Raw genomic sequence first — 16,506 nt, forward strand, 5'->3', positions numbered from 1 at the left:
GACCCCCCCCCCCCGCCCCCCCCCCCCCCCCCCCCCCCCCCCCCCCCCCCCCCGGGCCCCCCCCCCCGGGGGGGGGCCCCCCCCCGGGGCCCCCCCCCCCCGCTCCGGGACCGCGGTTCAGCTGCCGGACGACAGGTTCCCGGACAGGACCGGGATGTTGGAGGCGATGTGCGAGAGGGTCTCGTCGCCCTTGGCCTGCGTGGAGTTCTCGGCGCACTGCTGGTTCTGCGGGTTGGACGCGATCGGGATGTCCTGGACGCCGACGTTGACGAGGGCCAGGACCGACTGGACGTTGACCTTGGCCGGCAGGCCGACGCAGAGCTTGTTCAGCGAGCCCTGGACCGCGCTGAGCTGCGGGCTCATCGCACCCGCGGTCTCCTGGTTGCCGTAGATCTGCTGCGCGCCGTTGCCGTTGACGGTGTTGACGCCGTTGTCGTTGCCGATCGCCATCGCCGGGGAGGCCGCGAGGGCGCCCGTGCCCAGGATGGAGGCGGTGACCGCGGCGGTGGCCATGAACTTCTTGAGCATCGTGGAGATCCTTCTGTCGCATGAGCTGTCCCCGGCGGGACGTCTGGATCAACTGCGCCCGGCAGCAGGGGTTATCGCCCGTCACCCGGGCGGCTCAACGATCCGTCCGCGGCGGCCGCTCAGGCGGGTGGGGAGGGGGCCTCGGCCCCGCCTCCGGAGCGGATCGCCCGCAGGGCCGCGGAGTGGAGCGCCTGCGGGTCCCCGTGCGCCGCCGGGCTGCCGGTGAGGGTGTACCACTCGTCCGCGTCGGTGTACTGCACCTCGAAGCGGACCCTCCCGTCCGGCCCGCCGGTGGTGCGCAGCGTCAGCGGGCCGGTGATGACGCCGACCTCGTCGGTCATGGCCCCGCCGGGGCCGGCCAGGACCTCGTCCTGCCACTGGTACCGCCGGGGCCCGGTCATGCGGCGCAGGTGTCGATCATGGTGGTGAGCATGGCCCTCTCGGCTTCGGTGACGGTCAGTCCGTAGTGGGACTTGACGGTGGTCCAGGCGCGCCCGTACTGGCACCAGCTCGACTTGTCCGGCGGCTGCCACAGGTCGGGGCTCTGGTCGCCCTTGGAGCGGTTGGACGCGGCGGAGACCGCCAGCAGCTGCGGCCGCACCAGGTCGTTGGCGAAGGCCTTCCGCTTCGCGGCGTCCCATCCGGAGGCACCGGAGCGCCAGGCCTCGGCGAGCGGGACCATGTGGTCGATGTCCAGCTTCGAGGCCTCGTTGACGACGGCCCCGTCGTACAGGCTCTTCCAGCTGCCCGACACGGCCCGGCACTCGGAGTCCTGGGCGACGTCCTTGCCGTCGCGCCTGAGGACCACCTCGCGGGTGTCGCACTTGGCGCCCTGCTCGGCCCAGTGCGTGAACTTGTCGCGGCTGTACCCGGCCATCGTGCCGGGCCTGCCGGTCGTCAGCGCCGCCAGCTGCGCGCGCGCCGCGGCCGCGCCGACCATGCCCGGCAGCACGTCCCCGGAGGCCGGCTTCGCGTCGCCGCCCGGGGACGCGGCGGCGGGCGCCGGTGCGGAGGGCGCGCGGCTCGCGCTCGCGGCCGGACCGCCCGGGGGCTTCCCGTCCCCGGACTTTCCGGAGCCGCCGCATCCGCTCAACCCGAGCAGCAGCGCCGCGGCCACCGCCCCGGCACGTGTCCCTGTCCGACGACCCACGACAACCCCACCCCGTCCTGACGGAACTCGGCACACCGACCCGGGAAGACTACCCATAACCGGACAAGTAACCCCGCACCGGCCCTCGGCGGGGCTCCGCGTCCGCGCGGCGCGCCTTTCAGGACGTCATGATCCGTGCCAGATCCTCCGGTACGCCTCCCGGTAGCCCTGCGGGTCCCAGGAGGTGGCCCCGCCGCTGTTCTCGGCCGTCACCACGTGCACGGGGGCCACGTAGCCGCTGGCGGGCCGCCCGGCGAAGGCGCGGTTGAACTCGTCGACGATCTGCCAGCCCTGCTGGTTCAGCGGCTCGGGGACCGTGGCCGCCTGGAAGCCGCGGCTGTTGACGCGCTGGAAGGCGGACGGGTCCCCGTCGCCCGCACCGATGTTGAAGGGCGGGCCGCCGCCGGGCCGCCCGGCGGCGCGCAGGGCCGGGGCCGCGTCGGCGAAGTAGAGGTCGTTGATGGCGACGGAGTCGGTCCAGCGGTCCCCGAAGCGGGCGAGGAGCGAGGAGACCTCCTGGGGGGTGCGCTGACCGGCGTCCGGGATGGGGATGTTCTCGCTGGCGAGCAGGGCGACGCCGGGGCATTCGGCGAGGCGCCGCCGGATCAGCTCCGCCTTGGTGCGGGCGAACGGGATGGAGTCGTCGGTGAAGACCACCGCCCCGCCGGACCCGCCGGAGCGGGCGACGACCCAGTCCGCGCTGATCCCCGCCACCTCCTCCAGCCTCGTGGTGATGTTGGTGAAGAGCCGGGGGTCCGTGCTCGGGCCGGGGGAGCCGACGGCGTGCCAGCCGATCAGGGGGATGCCCTCGGCCTGCGCGCGCGCCGTCTCCCGCTCCGTCAGCCGCGGGTCGAACCCGCCGATGACGATGCCGTCGGGCCTGAGGGTGACCGCCTGGCCCAGCGCGGCCTGGATCCCGGCCGGGGTGCCCTCCCCGTCGATCACCCGGACGTTCCAGCCGATGTCCGCCGCGGCCTCCCGCACCCCCTCGGCGACCTTGGCGACCCCGGGGTTGGTCATCGTCTGGGCGACGTAGACCAGGGTCTTGCCGGGGACCGCGGCCGGGCCGGTGGTGGGGCCCTTCCAGGCGGCGTCGGTCCGCCCGGCCCGCGCCACGGCCGCCCGGGCCTTCGCGAGCGCGGCCGCGCAGCCGGTCGCCGAGGGCGGGGCCGGGGTGGGCGCGGAGTGGCCGGCCCCGCAGCCCGGGGCGAGGGCGGAGGCGGTCACCCACAGGGCGGCGGCCGCGAGGAGGCGCTTGCGGGTCGGGTACACGGTGCTCCTGATCAGGGGTGCGCGGGCGGCTGGTGCGCGGGTGGCCGGGGCGGGGCGCCGCCGGTGGGGGAGGGCGGCCCGTCCTCCGCGGCCCGAGGGCGCAGCCGCCGCCGCGCCGCGTAGCCGGCCAGGCCGACGGCCACCAGCAGCGTGCAGCCGTTGAACAGCGGGGTGGCCCAGAACGCAGCGCCGAGCTGGCCGATCCCGGCGAGCCCGACGGCGAGCACGCCGACGGCCACCAGGGTCCCGGGGGCGTTGGCCCGTCCCGGTGTGACGGTGGTGGAGCCCAGCAGCGCCCCGACGAACGCGGGCAGCAGGTACTCCAGGCCGACGCTGGGGTTCCCGATCTGCTGCTGCGCGGCCAGCAGCACCCCGGCGACACCGGTGACCAGGCCTGACATGGCGAAGGCGTAGACCGAGTGCCGGCGGGTGGGGATGCCGAGGACGGCGGCGGCGCGGGGGCTGGAGCCGGCGACGTACAGGCAGCGGCCGAGGGGCAGCCGCTCCAGCACCACCCACAGGACCAGGGCGACCGCGAGGACGTAGAAGGCCGGCAGCGGCAGGCCCAGGAACACGGCGTCGTACAGGGCGGTGAAGGAGGACGGCAGCCCCTCCGGCCCCGGCACGATCCGGCTGCCCTCGGTGAGCCAGCCGGTGAGGGCGTACATGATGCTGCCGGTGCCGAGCGTGGCGATGAAGGAGTCGATGCGGGCGAACTCGACCACGATCCCGTTCACAGCGCCGGCCAGGCCCCCGCCCACGACCACGGCGAGGCAGGCGAGCGGCCAGGGCGTCCCCCCGTTCACGATCAGGTGGATCACCAGGACGTGGGCCAGGCCCAGGCCGTAGCCGAGCGACAGGTCGAACTTGCCGGCGGCGATGGGCACCGTCGCCCCGAGCGCGAGCAGGGCGGGGATGGACTGGTCGGACAGGATCGCGGACACGTTGTCGCGGGTGGGGAAGGTGTCCGGCAGGGCGAGGGAGAACGCCGCGAAGAGCAGCACGGCCAGGGCCGGCAGGCCGTAGCTTCCGACGAGGTGCCCGTGCGGGGGCCGGTGGGTCACGGAGCCCCCGTGCTGCCGGTGATCGGGGGCATGGCCGAGGCGGTGCGGGTGAGTTCGGCCGGGGTCAGGCGGGCCCCCGACAGCTCCGCCGCCACCGCTCCGCGGACGAAGACCAGCGCGCGGTGGCACAGGTCCGCGACCTCCTCGAAGTCGGTGGACACCAGCAGGATCCCCGTTCCCTCGGCTGCCGCCCCGTCGAGCATCCGGTGGACCGCCGCCTTGGCGCCGACGTCCACGCTCGCGGTCGGCTCCTCCAGGACCAGCAGCCGTGGGCGCCCGCGCAGCCACCGGCCCAGGACCACCTTCTGCTGGTTGCCGCCCGACAGGGTCGCGACGGGCGCCTCGGTGTCCCGGGGCCGCACCGCGAACCGGTCGAGGAGGGCGGCCGCCTCGCGCCGCTCGCGCCGGGGCCCGAGCCAGCGCCATGCCGGAACCCCGGCGGCCCGCGGGTTGGCCAGGAGGTTCTCCCGGACCGTCAGATCGGGGGCGCACCCCTCCTCCTGGCGGTCGGCGGCCACGAACCCGACGCCGCGGCCCACGGCTGCGGCCGCGCCGCGCGGCCGGTACGGCCGGCCGTCGAGCAGCACCCGCCCGCCGCGCAGCGGCAGTACACCGGCGAGGGCGCGCCCCAGGTGCGCGTGGCCGGCGCCGGTCAGCCCGACCATGCCCAGGATCTCCCCGGGCGCCAGCTCCAGGCTGACGGGCCCGCTGCGGTCGGTCGTCACGGCGTCGAGGCGCAGGACGGGGGGCCGCCCGGGCGCCGGCCCTCCGCCGGCCGTCGGCCCGCGCCCCGTCGGCCCGCGCCCCGCCGGTTCGCCGCCCGTGATGTCCCGGACGAGCCGGCCGGGGTCGTAGCCGGGGAGGGCGCCCTCGGTGACCAGGCGGCCGTCGCGCAGCACGGCGAAGGCGTCGGCGACCCGGTACACCTCGTCGAGTCGGTGGCTGACGTAGAGGATGGCGTGACCCCGGTCGCGCAGCGCGTGCAGGACGTCGAAGAGCCGGGCGCAGTCGGCGGCGGGGAGGGTGGCGGTGGGCTCGTCGAGGACGAGGAGCCGGGTGTGCCGGGCGAGGCCGCGGGCGACGGCCACCAGGGAGCGCTCGGCGGGTGCGAGGTCGGCGAGGCGGGCGTCGGCGTCGAGGTGGCCGGCGACGGCGGCCAGGGCCTCGGAGCACCGCTCCCGGGTGCGCCGCCAGGAGATCAGGCCGTGGCGGCGCGGGTAGCCGGTGCCCAGGGCGATGTTCTCGGCGACGGTCATCCAGTCGACGAGGCCCGGGTCCTGGTGGATGAAGGACATCGCCGCGGAGGCGGCCTCGGAGCCGAGCGGGTGCCCGGCCACGGTGACCTCGCCCGTGTCGGCCCGGTGGACCCCGGCGAGCACCTTGATGAGCGTGGACTTGCCGGCGCCGTTGGGGCCGAGGAGGGCGAGGACGCTGCCGCCGTGCAGGTCGAGGTCCACCCCGTCCAGGGCGACGGTGCCGCCGAACCGCTTGCCGAGACCCCGGATCCGCACGAGCGGCTCCGCGCCCGCAGTGCGGGGCGGGCGGCCCGGTGGGGCGTCGTTCTCGTCATGGGCGTCGTGCACGGACGTCTCCGGGGCCGGCCTCGGATCCCGCGGGAGGGCGGGACAGGGGGATGTTACCGGCCGTCGGAGCCCGTGTCCGGACAAGACGGCTGTTATGCCGCGTTCAGGGCGCATTCGGCCCAGATCACCTTGCCCCGCGGGGTGTAGCGGGTGCCCCAGGCCTGGGCGAGCTGCGCGACGAGGAACAGGCCGCGGCCCCCCTCGTCCGTGCTGGCCGCCCGCCGCAGGTGGGGGGCGGTGCTGCTGCCGTCCGAGACCTCGCAGATCAGGGCGCGGTCGTGGATGAGGCGGACCTGTATGGGCTCGCCCCCGTAGCGGATGGCGTTGGTGACCAGCTCGCTCAGCAGCAGCTCGGCGGCGAACGCGAGCTCCTCCAGCCCCCAGTCGGCCAGCCGCCGGGTGGCGGCGGCGCGGATGTCGCCGACCTTCGAGGGGTCGGCCGGCAGGTCCCACGCGGCGATCCGGTCCGGGGGCAGGGTGTGGGCGCGGGCGACCAGGAGGGCGATGTCGTCGTCGGGGTGCTCGGGGGCCATGGCGTCCATCACGGCCTCGCAGGTCTCCTCGGGGCCCCGGTCCGGGTGGGCCAGGACGCCGCGCAGCCGGTCGAAGGCGATGTCGATGTCGCGGTGGCGGTCCTCGACGAGCCCGTCGGTGTAGAGGACCAGCGTGCTGTTCTCCGGCAGCTCGATCTCGGCCGTCTCGAAGGGCAGGCCGCCCAGTCCCAATGGGGGTCCGGCGGGCAGCTCGGGGAAGGTGACGCGGCCGTCGGGGTGGACCAGGGCGGGCGGAAGGTGGCCGGCCCGGGCCATGGTGCACTGCCGGGTGGTGGGGTCGTAGACCGCGTACAGGCAGGTGGCGCCGACGATGCCGGTGCTGCCCGGGGCCTCGTCGCCGCCCTCCTCCCGGTCGAGGCGGACCATGAGGTTGTCGAGGTGGGTGAGGAGCTCGTCGGGGGCGAGTTCCAGTTCGGCGAAGTTGCGCGCGGCGGTCCGCAGCCGGCCCATGGTGGCGGCGGCGTGCAGCCCGTGGCCCACGACGTCGCCGACGAGGAGGGCGACGCGGGTGCCGGACAGGGGGATGACGTCGAACCAGTCGCCGCCGACCCCGGACTCGGCGGGCAGGTAGCGGTGGGCGACCTCGACGGCGCCCTGTTCGGGCAGTCCGCGCGGCAGCAGGCTGCGCTGGAGGGCCAGGGCCAGGTTGTGCTCCCGGGTGTAGCGGCGGGCGTTGTCGATGGACAGCGCGGCGCGGGCGGCGAGCTCCCGGGCCAGCCGGATGTCGTCGTCGCCGAAGGGGGCGGGGTCCTGGGAGCGGTAGAAGCTCGCGATGCCCAGGAGTACGCCGCGCGCGAGCAGCGGGACGACGATCAGGGAGTGCACGCCGTGGTCGAGCAGGTTGCGGGCCCGTCCGGGGTTCTGCGCGATCCAGCCCGCCGCGGAGGCCAGTTCGGGCTCCAGGACGGCGTGCCCGCTGGTCAGGCAGCGCATGTGGGGGGTACCGGCGAGCAGCTCCACGTTCTGTCCGGCCGGGTAGAAGGGGCAGTCGTCGCGGACCCCGTGGACCACAGTGCGGTGCAGTTCGGCTCCGGGGGCGGCGGACTCGTCGCCGCGCAGCACCGATTCGGGCAGGTCGACGGTGACGTAGTCGGCCAGGCGCGGGACCGCCGTCTCGGCGAGCTCCCGGGCGGTACGGCCGACGTCCAGGGTGGTGCCGATGAGGGTGCTGGCCTCGGCCAGCAGCTCCAGTCGCCGCCGGGCCTCGACGGCGTACCGGCCCACCTCGGGCTCGCCGACCAGCACCAGGCCCCGGACCGAGCCGGCGGGCCGTTCCGGCGGCGGGCCGTCGCCGCCGATCACGGCCTCGACGACCATGCCGTCCACCCCGGTGCCGCTGGTGAGGGGGCGGCTGAGCAGGGTGGCCTCGCCGCCGCGGGGGAGGGACACGCCGAAGGCGCCGGGGCGGCCCGAGGAGATCAGCTCCGTGGCCCGCTCCCTGAGGACCGCCCGGTCGTGCGGGTCCAGTCCGGGGCCGGCCGGACCGAGGAGCCCGTCCGGCACGTCCGTCCCGTCGGGCTGCGGCGTCCCGTCGGGCCCGGCCGCGGCCGGGTGGGCGCGCCGTTCGGCGTCGAGATAGGCGTGCAGCAGCCCGCGCTCGCGCGCCGAGCTCTGGGCCATCAGCCGCCGCTCTATCGTCCCGACCGCGCGGCCGAGCACGCCGGCCAGGTCCGGGTGCTCGTAGGCGTACGGGTACCCGAAGCAGAGCACGCCGACGATGTGCCCGCTGAGCTGGTCGCGGATGGGGGCGGCGCAGCAGGCGTTCGACTGGGCCCGCTCGGCGAAGTGCTCGGCGCGGTAGACCCGGACGGGGCGCCGCTCGGCCAGCGCGAGACCGATGCCGTTGGTCCCGCCGTACCGCTCGGCGAAGACGAAGCCGGGCACGGTCTGGATGGGGGCGAGGCTGCGGGCCAGGGCGGGGTCGCCGAAGCGGCGTTGCAGTACCATCCCGTCCGCGTCGGCGACCGAGATGTTCATCCGGCTGCCGGAGAACCGGTTCCGCAGCTGGTCGAGGACCGGTCCGGCGGCCCGTACGAGCCGGCTGTCGGGGTCGAAGTCGTCCCGGTAGGGCAGCTCGGCCTGGTCGGGGGAGAGGCCCAGCAGGCGGCAGCGCAGCCAGGAGTTCAGGATGGGCCCGCGCACCCCCGTTTCGACCGGGCCGCCCTCGAGGAAGCGCTCACGGGAGCGTGCGGGGCCGGTCTCGTCTCCCGTGAGCCCCATCTGCATCACTTCCCCTTGCCGGTGTGGACCGGCTCCGTCGGGATGATCGCCGTGGCCCGTGGCCCGTGGCCCGTGGCCCCTGGCTGCGCCGTGAAAGTTGAATAGGTGCTTTTTTGAGTATATTCCGGGTGTTTTGCAGCTTCACAGGACGGCGACCGGATTGACCGGAGACCCCGTCCCGCCGGGGACGTCGAGGGGCGTCACGACGAGCAGGAACTCGTGGCGTCCGGCCGCGGCGCACGCCGCGGACAGTCCCTCCAGGTCCAGGTTGTCCAGCAGGGGCACCCCCATGGCCGTGATGGCCAGGGCGTGGACGGGGGAGTGCAGGCCCTCGACCGGCGAGGGGCGCAGGTCGCCGTCCCCGTCGGAGCCGAGCAGGGCGATCCCCCGCTCGGCCAGCAGGGGCACCGCGTCCACGTGGAAGCCCGCGCTCGCGGTGTCGAGGTCCCAGGGGCCCAGCTCCCGGCGGCGCCGGAACCGGCCGGTGCGCAGCAGGACGGCGCAGCCCTCGTCGATGCGGGCGCCCAGCTCCCGCTCCGCGGCCAGGACGTCACCGGCCCGCACCGCCCGCCCGGGCTCCAGCCAGCCCGTCCCGAGGACGGCCGGCAGGTCCAGGAGCACCCCCCGGGTGACGAGCGGGCCCAGGGCGGCCACCGAGCCGAAGCGGACGCCGCCCGCCCCGACGGCGTCGCGGGCCGGCACACCCCCGTAGAGCTCCCCCCGGTAGGCGAGGTGCGACAGCGCGTCGAGGTGGCTGACGGCCTTGCCGTGGTAGTCGGCGCCGAGGAAGTCCTTGTGCGCGGAGGGCTCGGGGGGCTCCACGTCGCCCAGGTCGGTCATGTGGTGCAGGGCGGGCCGGGGGTTGTCGGGGCCGGGCCGGGTGTCCCACGGCCGGCCGAGGGCGACTGGCCGGCCGTCGCGGACCAGGGCGGCCGCCCGGCGCACGTGGCGGGCGGTGACCCGGTTCCAGGCCCCCCGGTCGGCCGGGTCCCAGCGGCCCCAGGTGCGGACCGCGGTGAAGAGGGCGTCGAACTCCCGGCGGGAGACCCGGGGGACGTCCGCGGGGTCGGTGCTCATGGGGCGCTCCAGGGTCGCGGGGCCGGCCGACGGGCCGCTCCCGCATCCCTACCCGGTCCGTCCGGTCCCCGGGCGGCGGCCGGGGGCGACGCGCCGGACGAAGTGGCGGCCGTACACCCGGGCGAGGCAGGCTGTACTCATGAGAGCGCTCTTGCGCTCGCCCCCGGGAGCGGGAGACGGCGGCCGCCACCAGGTCCTCTTCGTCCTCGCGGAGGCCCTGCCCTTCGCGATCGCCCTCGTGGTGCTCCTCGTCGAGTTCAGCCCCGCGCACGTCATCTACACCGGCCCGCTGCTGGTCGCCACGCCCGCCCTGGCGGCCGTGACCATGGGCCCCGCGGGCACGCTCGCGGCGGCCGGACTGGCCCTGTGCGTCAGCATCGCCACCGCCACCTACAACCACGCCTGGGGCAGCCAGCAGGTCTACACGAACTTCCTGGCCCTCTTCCTGGTGTCCGCCGCGAGCCTCATGACCAGCCGCGCCGTCCGCACCCGCCGGGACATCGAGCTGGGCCAGGTCCGCCGGATCGCCGAGGCCGCCCAGGAGGTGCTGCTGCGGCCCGTCCCGGCCCGCCTGGGCCCCGTACGGGCGGCCAGCATGTACCTGGCGGCCGAGACGGGAGCGCAGATCGGCGGGGACCTGTACGACGCGGTCCAGACCCGGTACGGGGTGCGGCTCATCGTCGGGGACGTCCGCGGCAAGGGGCTGCCCGCCGTGCGGGCCGCCGCCGTCGTCCTGGGCGCCTTCCGGGAGTCCGTGCACTACGAGCGCGACCTGGTGGAGGTCATCGACCACTGCGGAGCGGCCCTGCGGCGGGACGCGGCCACCGCGAGCGCGGGCCTGGCCGACGGCGACGACGTGCTCCTGGAGGGGTTCGTGACCGCGCTCGTGGCACAGATCCCCGACAGCCTCGACGTCCAGGTCGTCAACCGGGGCCACCCGCCCCCGCTGCTGCTGCACCGCGGCTGTGTCGGGCCCCTGATGCCCACGGTCCCGCTGCCCCCGCTCGGCCTGGAGGAGTTCATCAGCGGCCCGCCGGGGAGGACGGACAGCTATCCGTTCGCGCCGGGGGACCGGCTGCTGCTGCACACCGACGGGGTCATCGAGGCCCGCGACGAAGACAACGCCTTCTTCGACCTCGCCGCGGCCGCCGAGACCCTGCGCGACCGCACCGGGCAGTCCTTCCTGGAGGGCCTGCGCCAGGCCCTGCTGCGCCATGCGCGGGGCCGTCTGGCCGACGACGTGGCGGTCGTCCTCGTCGACCGGGTCGGCTGAGAGCCGGCTTTTATCCGCCGTCCGAGGTGCTGTCAAGTCCCGACTTTCCGGAACGTGACCCCTCCATGCCCGCTGGGGCTTACTTGAGGTGCGGAAAGGAAACGAGGAAACAGGAAAGAGAAGGAAATCCTCACCGAGGAATTCCCGCTCGATCCCCCTCACCGCACCGTCCCGAAATTCCGGGGCACCTCGATAAATCCCATGCACAGTCAGGAGAAAGTCATGAACCGCAAGTTTGACACCACCGCCATTCGTCCGCAGCGCCGGGGCTTCCGCCTCGCGACTCTCGCCGCCGCGGCGGCCATCGTCACCGGAGGCGTCGTCCTCCCGGCCTCGGCGGCCATGGCGGCCCCCGCTCCGGCCCACGTGGTCACCGCCCTCCCGGACGGCGGCGGCAAGGGCGGAGACGGCGGTGCGGGCGGCGGCGGTCTCGTCGGCGGCGGCGGTGGCTCCGGCGGCTCCGGCGGCGGCAGCGTCTTCGGCGTCGGTGGAGACGGTGGCAAGGGCGGCAACGGCGGCAACGGCGTCCTCTCGGGTGGCGGCGGCGGTGGCGGCGGTGGCGGCGGTGACGGCGTCATCGGCGGCAACGGCGGCGGCGGCGGCAAGGGCGGCTCGGGCCTCTTCGGCGGGACCGGTGGCGGCGGCGGTGGCGGCGGCGACGGCATCCTCAAGGGCGGCAACGGCGGCAAGGGCGGCGGCGGCGGGTTCGGCGTCTTCCAGGGCGGCGACGGAGGCAAGGGCGGCATCGGCGGCCTCGGCATCTTCGGCGGCTCCGGCGGTGGCGGCGGCGAGGGCGGCGGCAGCATCTTCTGACCGCGGTCCGACGTGACGGGGCGGAGGCCTCCGGGCCTCCGCCCCACCCCCCTCAACCGCATCCACACCTTCGAAACGAACGTTCTCTGAAACGGAGAAACCCCCATGTTCACGATCCCCTTCCAACGTCCGCTCATCCTGGCCGCGGCCTCCCTGGCCCTCGTCACCGGTACCGCCTGCGCCGCGCAGGCCGCGGTGTCCCACGCCCCGGCGGCCACCAGCGCCTCGGTCCCGGGCCTCCAGGCCACGAACTGCGCGGCGGGCGGCGCGGGTGGCGAAGGCGGCAAGGGCGGCGAGGGCGGCAAGGGCGGTCAGCCCGGTCAGCCGGGCGAGCCCGGGAAGCCCGGCGGAACGGCCTGCCTCGGCTTCGCGGATCTGCCCGACAAGCCCAAGTCGGAGCTGACGGTGGTGGACAGGGTGCGCATCGCGCTCACGGTGATCGCCGACGACTCGAAGGAGCTGAAGGACAAGATCGCCGACAAGTACAAGATCACCCCCGAGCAGATCGACACCTGGAAGAAGCAGTACATGGACGGCGACTGGTTCGGCCTGATGAACGACTCCGTCTCCTGATCCGGCGAGGCGGCGAGCGGAGACGGAAAGGCTCCCGGGCGCCCCGGCCCGAAAAGAGGCCGGGGCGCCCCCGCACATCCGACCGGAAAAGGATTTCCCGCCCGTACCGGAAACCATTCCCCAGCAAGGAAGAAATGCCATGCGTGTACGTTCTCGGAAGCTGCGTCTCGGTCTCGTCGTCTCGACCACCCTGCTCGGTGCGGGCGCCCTCGCGCCCGTCGCCTCCGCCGCCCCGGCCGCCCCGGCCGGCCACGCGGCACAGGTCCTCACCGGACATCACGGCTCCGGTTCCGGCTCCGGCAGCCGGATCGGAAAACTCCTCGGCAGCGGATCCGGCCTCAGCACCGGCGGAGTGAACATCGGCAACGGAAGCGTCCGCGTCGGCGACAGCGTCTGCGCCGGCCGCTGCAACGGAACGGTCAACGGCACCAACGGCGGCAACGGCGGTGTCTGCGCCGGCCTCTGCAACGGCAGCGCCAACGGCGGCAACGGCACCGACGGCACGCGCGGCGGCAACGGCAGCAACGGCGGCAAGGGCGGTGTCTGCGCCGGCGTCTGCAGCGGCAGCGCCAACGGCGGCAACGGCGGCAACGGCGGGGCCGCGCCGGCCGGGGGCGACGGCGGCGACGGAGGCCGGGGCGGCGACGGCGGCATCTGCGTCGGCGTCGGCTGCGAGACCGGCGGAGGCGGCGGACGCGGTGGCGACGGCGGCTCCGACTGACCCCCGCCGGCCACCCCTCGGACGCCCTCCGGAGCACCCCGCCCCGGAGGGCGCCGCGCGTGTCCGGACCGCCGTCGCCGACAAGCGGCATCCGTATCGATCACTGGATAGACTTTCGATGAGCGAAGAGCGGCCCGCCGCACCCCCTGTGCGTCCGCGGCGGCCGGGTGAGGGCGGCGCCTGATGGGCACGGCATCCAATCTGCACCTGTACGCGGGCCGGGCCTCCGGGCTCATCGGCCGGCAGATCGCGGGATACCTGGTCGAGCGCATGATCGGCCGCGGCGGCATGGCCGTCGTCTACCAGGCCAGGGACCTGCGGCTGGACCGTGCGGTCGCGCTCAAGCTGATCGCCCCCGAACGAGCCCGCGACGAGACCTTCCGGCGCCGCTTCACCCACGAATCACGGGTGGCCGCCTCCATCGACCACCCCCACATCGTGCCGGTGTTCGAAGCGGGGGAGACCGACGGGGTCCTCTACATCGCCATGCGCTACGTCTCCGGCCTGGACCTGCGGGCCCTGCTGGACCGGGAGGGCCCGCTCCCCGTCACCACTGCCCTGCGCATCGCCGGCCAGGTGGCCTCCGCGCTGGACGCGGCCCACGACCACGACCTCGTCCACCGGGACGTCAAGCCCGGCAACATCCTGGTCGCCGCGGGCACCGACAGCGACCACCCCGAGCACATCTACCTCACCGACTTCGGGCTCACGAAGAAGAGGCTGGCCCCCACCGGGTTCACCACCGCCGGGGAGTTCGTCGGCACGGTCGACTACATGGCGCCCGAGCAGATCTCCGGCCGCCCGGTGGACGGCAGGTGCGACCTCTACAGCCTCGCCTGCGTGGTCTACGAGACCCTCGCGGGCGGGCCGCCCTTCGGGCGCGACGCCGATCCGACCGCCCTGCTGTGGGCGCACCAGTACGACCGTCCGCCCCCCCTCACCGGGAAGCGGCCGGACATCGCCCCGGCCGTCTCCGAGGTGCTGGCCAAGGGCCTGGCCAAGGTGCCCGAGGACCGGTACGCCACCTGCCTGGAGTTCGTCGCCGCCCTGCGCGCCGCGACCGGGACGCCCGGCCGGCGCGTGGACCCGGAACCCGGGGACGGCCGCCCGCGGACCGGGGGCGACCACCCGGCCACCGAGGTCTCGGCGATCCCCGAGCCGCCCCAGGCGCCCCCCGCATGGGCCCTGCCCGTCTTCCGGACACGGCAGGACGGCCCGTACGGCGGGATGCCGTACGGGCCGTAGGGCCGGGTCGCGGGGTTCGGGTCCCGGGGCCGGGGCCTCCGTGTCAGAGGCCCATCGAGATGGCGAGGCGGGTCAGCTCCGCCGTGCTGTTGACACCGAACTTGGCGCGGATGCGGCGCAGGTAGGCGTCGACCGTGTGCTTGGAGAGGCCCATGTTGCGGGCGGCCTGGAGGTAGGTGCAGCCGGCGGCGATGTGGCGCAGTGCCTCCTGCTCGCGCGGGGCCAGAGAGGCGGTGGTCGAGGGGGCTTCGACGTGCTCCATGACGAGGGTGAGGCTCATGGGATTTCCTCCGCCGTGTCGGCTCGGTCATCGCTGCTGCTCACACCCTTGGAAGCAGGGGGACATGTATCGGAATGTCGCTGTATGTCCCTGATAAAGAGCCTGAAGGTGCCACTTCATGGAGTTGTCCGTCGACTGTCACAGGCGCGTCACAGGGGGCCGGACGGGGGAACCCGGCGCCCGCGCCCCGGGCCTCAGAACCCCACGAGGGACTGCTCGGCCCAGATGGTCTTGCCGGTGGGGGCGTGCCGGGTGCCCCAGCGCTGCGCCAGCTGCGCCACCAGCAGCAGGCCCCGCCCGCCCTCGTCGAAGGTCCGGGCGCGCCGCATGTGCGGGGCGGTGCTGCTGGCGTCGGAGACCTCGCAGATCAGCGTGTTGTTCTCGTGGATCAGCCGCAGCTGGATGGGCGGCCGGCCGTAGCGGATGGCGTTCGTGACCAGTTCGCTGACCACCAGCTCCGCGACGAACGAGGCGTCGTCCAGCTCCCACGCCGTCAGCTGCTCCGTGGTGTACCGGCGGGCGTCGGCGACGACCGAGGGGTCGGACGGCAGGTCCCAGACCACCACCTTGTCCGCGTGCAGGGCCCGTGTCCGGGCGATCAGCAGCGCCACGTCGTCGTCGGGACGGTGGGTCAGCAGGGCCGTCAGCACCCGGTCGCAGACCGTGTCCAGGGTCGAGGCGGGCCGGGTCAGGGCACCGAACAGCGTGTCCAGGGCCTCGTCCAGGTCGTGCTCGCGGGCCTGGAGCAGACCGTCGGTGTACAGGGCCAGGAGGCTGCCCTCGGGCAGTTCCGCCTCCACCGTCTCGAACGGCAGGCCCCCCAGGCCCAGCGGCGGGCCCGCCGGCACGTCGAGCAGGTACACCGAGCCCTCCGGCGACACCACCGCCGGCGGTGGATGCCCCGCCCGCGCCACCGTGCAGCGGCGGGTGACCGGGTCGTAGACCACGTACAGGCAGGTCGTGCCGATGCCCCCGGCGGACTCCTCGGGCACCTCCGGGTCGGCCTCGTCGGCCGACAGATGGATGATCAGGTCGTCGAGGTGGGTGAGCAGCTCGTCGGGCGGCAGGTCGACGTCCGCCAGGGTGCGTACGGCGGTGCGCAGCCGGCCCATGGTCGCCGAGGCGCGGATGCCGTGCCCGACGACGTCGCCCACCACCAGCGCCACCCGCGCCCCGGACAGCGGGATCACGTCGAACCAGTCGCCGCCCACGCCCGCCTCGCCGCCGGCGGGCAGGTAGCGGGAGGCGATCTCCAGCGCCCCCTGCTCGGGCAGCGTGTGCGGGAGCAGGCTCCGTTGCAGTGTCATGGTGGTGGTGTGCTCGCGCTGCTCCCGGCCGTGCGGCTGCGCCTCCGCGGCGTCCTGCGCGGGCCCGGCCGTGAGCTCCTGGGCCAGCCGCAGGTGCTCCGGGTGCGGGGCGCCCTCGGCCCCGCCGCGGTCGTGCGCGGCCAGGCACACGGCCCGCAACCTGCCGTCCCGGTCGCGCAGCGGGGCCAGCGAGGTCTCCCAGGCCTGCTCCCGGTCCTCGCCCGCCGGGGGGACGAACGCGGTCAGCCTCTGGGGCTCGCCGGTCTCCACCACGAGCCGCATCCTGCGCTCCGTCTCGTCGCTCACGGGGTCCGGGGCGATTTCCGGCAGGCGCAGCCCGCGCATCTGGTCCTCCGTGAAGGACAGCGTGCGCTGCATGCCGGCGTTCGCCCGCAGCAGCCGCAGGTCCGCGTCGAAGACGGCCAGGAAACAGGGCGACTGGGCGAAGGCCCACTCGTCCAGCGGAGCGTCCCAGGGCGCGTCGGCCGGACCCGCCACGGCGGACACCACGCTCCACTTCACGGTCCCGCGCGTGGACGTCCAGCGGTGCGCCAGCAGCGGTACCTCGACGCGCCGGCCGTCCCGGTGCCGCAGCGCCACCGTGCCGCTCCACCGGTCCTGCCCCGGCCCGATCCCCTGCCCGGCCCCGCCCCCCTCGGCCAGCAGCCGGGCGGCGGGCCGTCCCACGACCTCCGAGGGCGCGTAGCCGAGGAGCCGGGCGGCGCCCTCGCCCCAGTCGGTCACGACGCCGTCGTCACCGATCGTGGCCGTGGCGGTGTACGCCGCCCCGCCCGGGGCGCTCGTCTCCTGCGGCCCCTCACCGGGAAAGGTGGGAAGTTGCGCCAT

The 16,506-nt window shown here is 75.1% G+C and carries 15 protein-coding genes; 5 read left to right on the plus strand and 10 right to left on the minus strand.

Annotated elements, in window-relative coordinates; all coding sequences use genetic code 11:
* Positions 1 to 117: 117 nt before the first annotated feature.
* The 8 genes from ACFY15_RS18960 to ACFY15_RS18995 all read right to left on the minus strand — a co-directional run bounded on the left by ACFY15_RS18960 (position 118) and on the right by ACFY15_RS18995 (position 9,448).
* Positions 118 to 528 carry a rodlin gene (locus tag ACFY15_RS18960; protein WP_390686465.1) on the minus strand — a complete coding sequence of 137 codons (411 nt, stop codon included), beginning with the start codon at positions 526 to 528 and terminating at the stop codon, positions 118 to 120.
* Positions 529 to 647: 119 nt separating this feature from the next.
* Complete coding sequence (locus tag ACFY15_RS18965) at positions 648 to 929, minus strand: hypothetical protein (protein ID WP_366450608.1); 282 nt, start codon at positions 927 to 929, stop codon at positions 648 to 650.
* Positions 926 to 1,678, minus strand: a complete 753-nt coding sequence (locus ACFY15_RS18970) for an HNH endonuclease family protein (RefSeq protein ID WP_390686464.1) — start codon at positions 1,676 to 1,678, stop codon at positions 926 to 928. Before ACFY15_RS18970 ends, ACFY15_RS18965 begins: the two co-directional genes overlap by 4 nt.
* A gap of 126 nt (positions 1,679 to 1,804) precedes the next feature.
* On the minus strand, positions 1,805 to 2,950 hold the full coding sequence (locus ACFY15_RS18975) for a substrate-binding domain-containing protein (protein WP_390686463.1): 1,146 nt from the start codon (positions 2,948 to 2,950) through the stop codon (positions 1,805 to 1,807).
* Positions 2,951 to 2,961: 11 nt separating this feature from the next.
* Positions 2,962 to 4,014, minus strand: coding sequence for an ABC transporter permease (locus ACFY15_RS18980; protein WP_390686462.1), 1,053 nt, complete (start codon positions 4,012 to 4,014; stop codon positions 2,962 to 2,964).
* Positions 4,011 to 5,597, minus strand: coding sequence for a sugar ABC transporter ATP-binding protein (locus ACFY15_RS18985; RefSeq protein ID WP_390686461.1), 1,587 nt, complete (start codon positions 5,595 to 5,597; stop codon positions 4,011 to 4,013). The genes ACFY15_RS18980 and ACFY15_RS18985 overlap by 4 nt, the downstream gene beginning before the upstream one ends.
* 92 nt (positions 5,598 to 5,689) lie before the next feature.
* Positions 5,690 to 8,371: a SpoIIE family protein phosphatase gene (locus ACFY15_RS18990; protein WP_390686460.1), complete on the minus strand. Its 2,682-nt coding sequence runs from the start codon at positions 8,369 to 8,371 to the stop codon at positions 5,690 to 5,692.
* Positions 8,372 to 8,512: 141 nt separating this feature from the next.
* Complete coding sequence (locus ACFY15_RS18995) at positions 8,513 to 9,448, minus strand: cyclase family protein (protein WP_390686459.1); 936 nt, start codon at positions 9,446 to 9,448, stop codon at positions 8,513 to 8,515.
* Between the two features lie 139 nt (positions 9,449 to 9,587).
* Between ACFY15_RS18995 and ACFY15_RS19000 the strand changes: the two genes are divergently transcribed.
* The 5 genes from ACFY15_RS19000 (at position 9,588) to ACFY15_RS19020 (ending at position 14,073) form a co-directional block, all read left to right on the plus strand.
* On the plus strand, positions 9,588 to 10,721 hold the full coding sequence (locus ACFY15_RS19000) for a PP2C family protein-serine/threonine phosphatase (protein WP_390686458.1): 1,134 nt from the start codon (positions 9,588 to 9,590) through the stop codon (positions 10,719 to 10,721).
* A 222-nt stretch (positions 10,722 to 10,943) separates the two neighbouring features.
* Positions 10,944 to 11,534, plus strand: coding sequence for a hypothetical protein (locus tag ACFY15_RS19005; protein WP_390686457.1), 591 nt, complete (start codon positions 10,944 to 10,946; stop codon positions 11,532 to 11,534).
* 105 nt (positions 11,535 to 11,639) lie between these two features.
* Positions 11,640 to 12,107, plus strand: coding sequence for a hypothetical protein (locus ACFY15_RS19010; RefSeq protein ID WP_390686456.1), 468 nt, complete (start codon positions 11,640 to 11,642; stop codon positions 12,105 to 12,107).
* A gap of 139 nt (positions 12,108 to 12,246) precedes the next feature.
* Positions 12,247 to 12,828 (plus strand): hypothetical protein, encoded by a 582-nt coding sequence (locus tag ACFY15_RS19015; RefSeq protein ID WP_390686455.1) that lies wholly within the window; start codon positions 12,247 to 12,249, stop codon positions 12,826 to 12,828.
* 183 nt (positions 12,829 to 13,011) lie between these two features.
* Entirely contained in the window at positions 13,012 to 14,073 is a 1,062-nt protein-coding gene (locus ACFY15_RS19020) for a serine/threonine-protein kinase (protein WP_390686454.1), read from the plus strand.
* 43 nt (positions 14,074 to 14,116) lie between these two features.
* Here ACFY15_RS19020 and ACFY15_RS19025 read toward each other — a convergent pair whose 3' ends face one another.
* Entirely contained in the window at positions 14,117 to 14,353 is a 237-nt protein-coding gene (locus ACFY15_RS19025) for a response regulator transcription factor (RefSeq protein WP_390686453.1), read from the minus strand.
* 194 nt (positions 14,354 to 14,547) lie between these two features.
* Positions 14,548 to 16,506, minus strand: coding sequence for a SpoIIE family protein phosphatase (locus tag ACFY15_RS19030; RefSeq protein ID WP_390686452.1), 1,959 nt, complete (start codon positions 16,504 to 16,506; stop codon positions 14,548 to 14,550).

The sequence above is a fragment of the Streptomyces sp. NPDC001373 genome, assembly GCF_042895815.1.
Taxonomy (GTDB): Bacteria; Actinomycetota; Actinomycetes; order Streptomycetales; family Streptomycetaceae; genus Streptomyces.

Coding starts and splice junctions, on each gene's coding strand:
- ACFY15_RS18960 (WP_390686465.1), bottom strand. CDS start 528: ATGCTCAAGAAGTTCATGGCCACCGCCGCGGTCACCGCCTCCATCCTG.
- ACFY15_RS18965 (WP_366450608.1), bottom strand. CDS start 929: ATGACCGGGCCCCGGCGGTACCAGTGGCAGGACGAGGTCCTGGCCGGC.
- ACFY15_RS18990 (WP_390686460.1), bottom strand. CDS start 8,371: ATGGGGCTCACGGGAGACGAGACCGGCCCCGCACGCTCCCGTGAGCGC.
- ACFY15_RS18995 (WP_390686459.1), bottom strand. CDS start 9,448: ATGAGCACCGACCCCGCGGACGTCCCCCGGGTCTCCCGCCGGGAGTTC.
- ACFY15_RS19000 (WP_390686458.1), top strand. CDS start 9,588: ATGAGAGCGCTCTTGCGCTCGCCCCCGGGAGCGGGAGACGGCGGCCGC.
- ACFY15_RS19005 (WP_390686457.1), top strand. CDS start 10,944: ATGAACCGCAAGTTTGACACCACCGCCATTCGTCCGCAGCGCCGGGGC.
- ACFY15_RS19010 (WP_390686456.1), top strand. CDS start 11,640: ATGTTCACGATCCCCTTCCAACGTCCGCTCATCCTGGCCGCGGCCTCC.
- ACFY15_RS19015 (WP_390686455.1), top strand. CDS start 12,247: ATGCGTGTACGTTCTCGGAAGCTGCGTCTCGGTCTCGTCGTCTCGACC.
- ACFY15_RS19020 (WP_390686454.1), top strand. CDS start 13,012: ATGGGCACGGCATCCAATCTGCACCTGTACGCGGGCCGGGCCTCCGGG.
- ACFY15_RS19025 (WP_390686453.1), bottom strand. CDS start 14,353: ATGAGCCTCACCCTCGTCATGGAGCACGTCGAAGCCCCCTCGACCACC.
- ACFY15_RS19030 (WP_390686452.1), bottom strand. CDS start 16,506: ATGGCGCAACTTCCCACCTTTCCCGGTGAGGGGCCGCAGGAGACGAGC.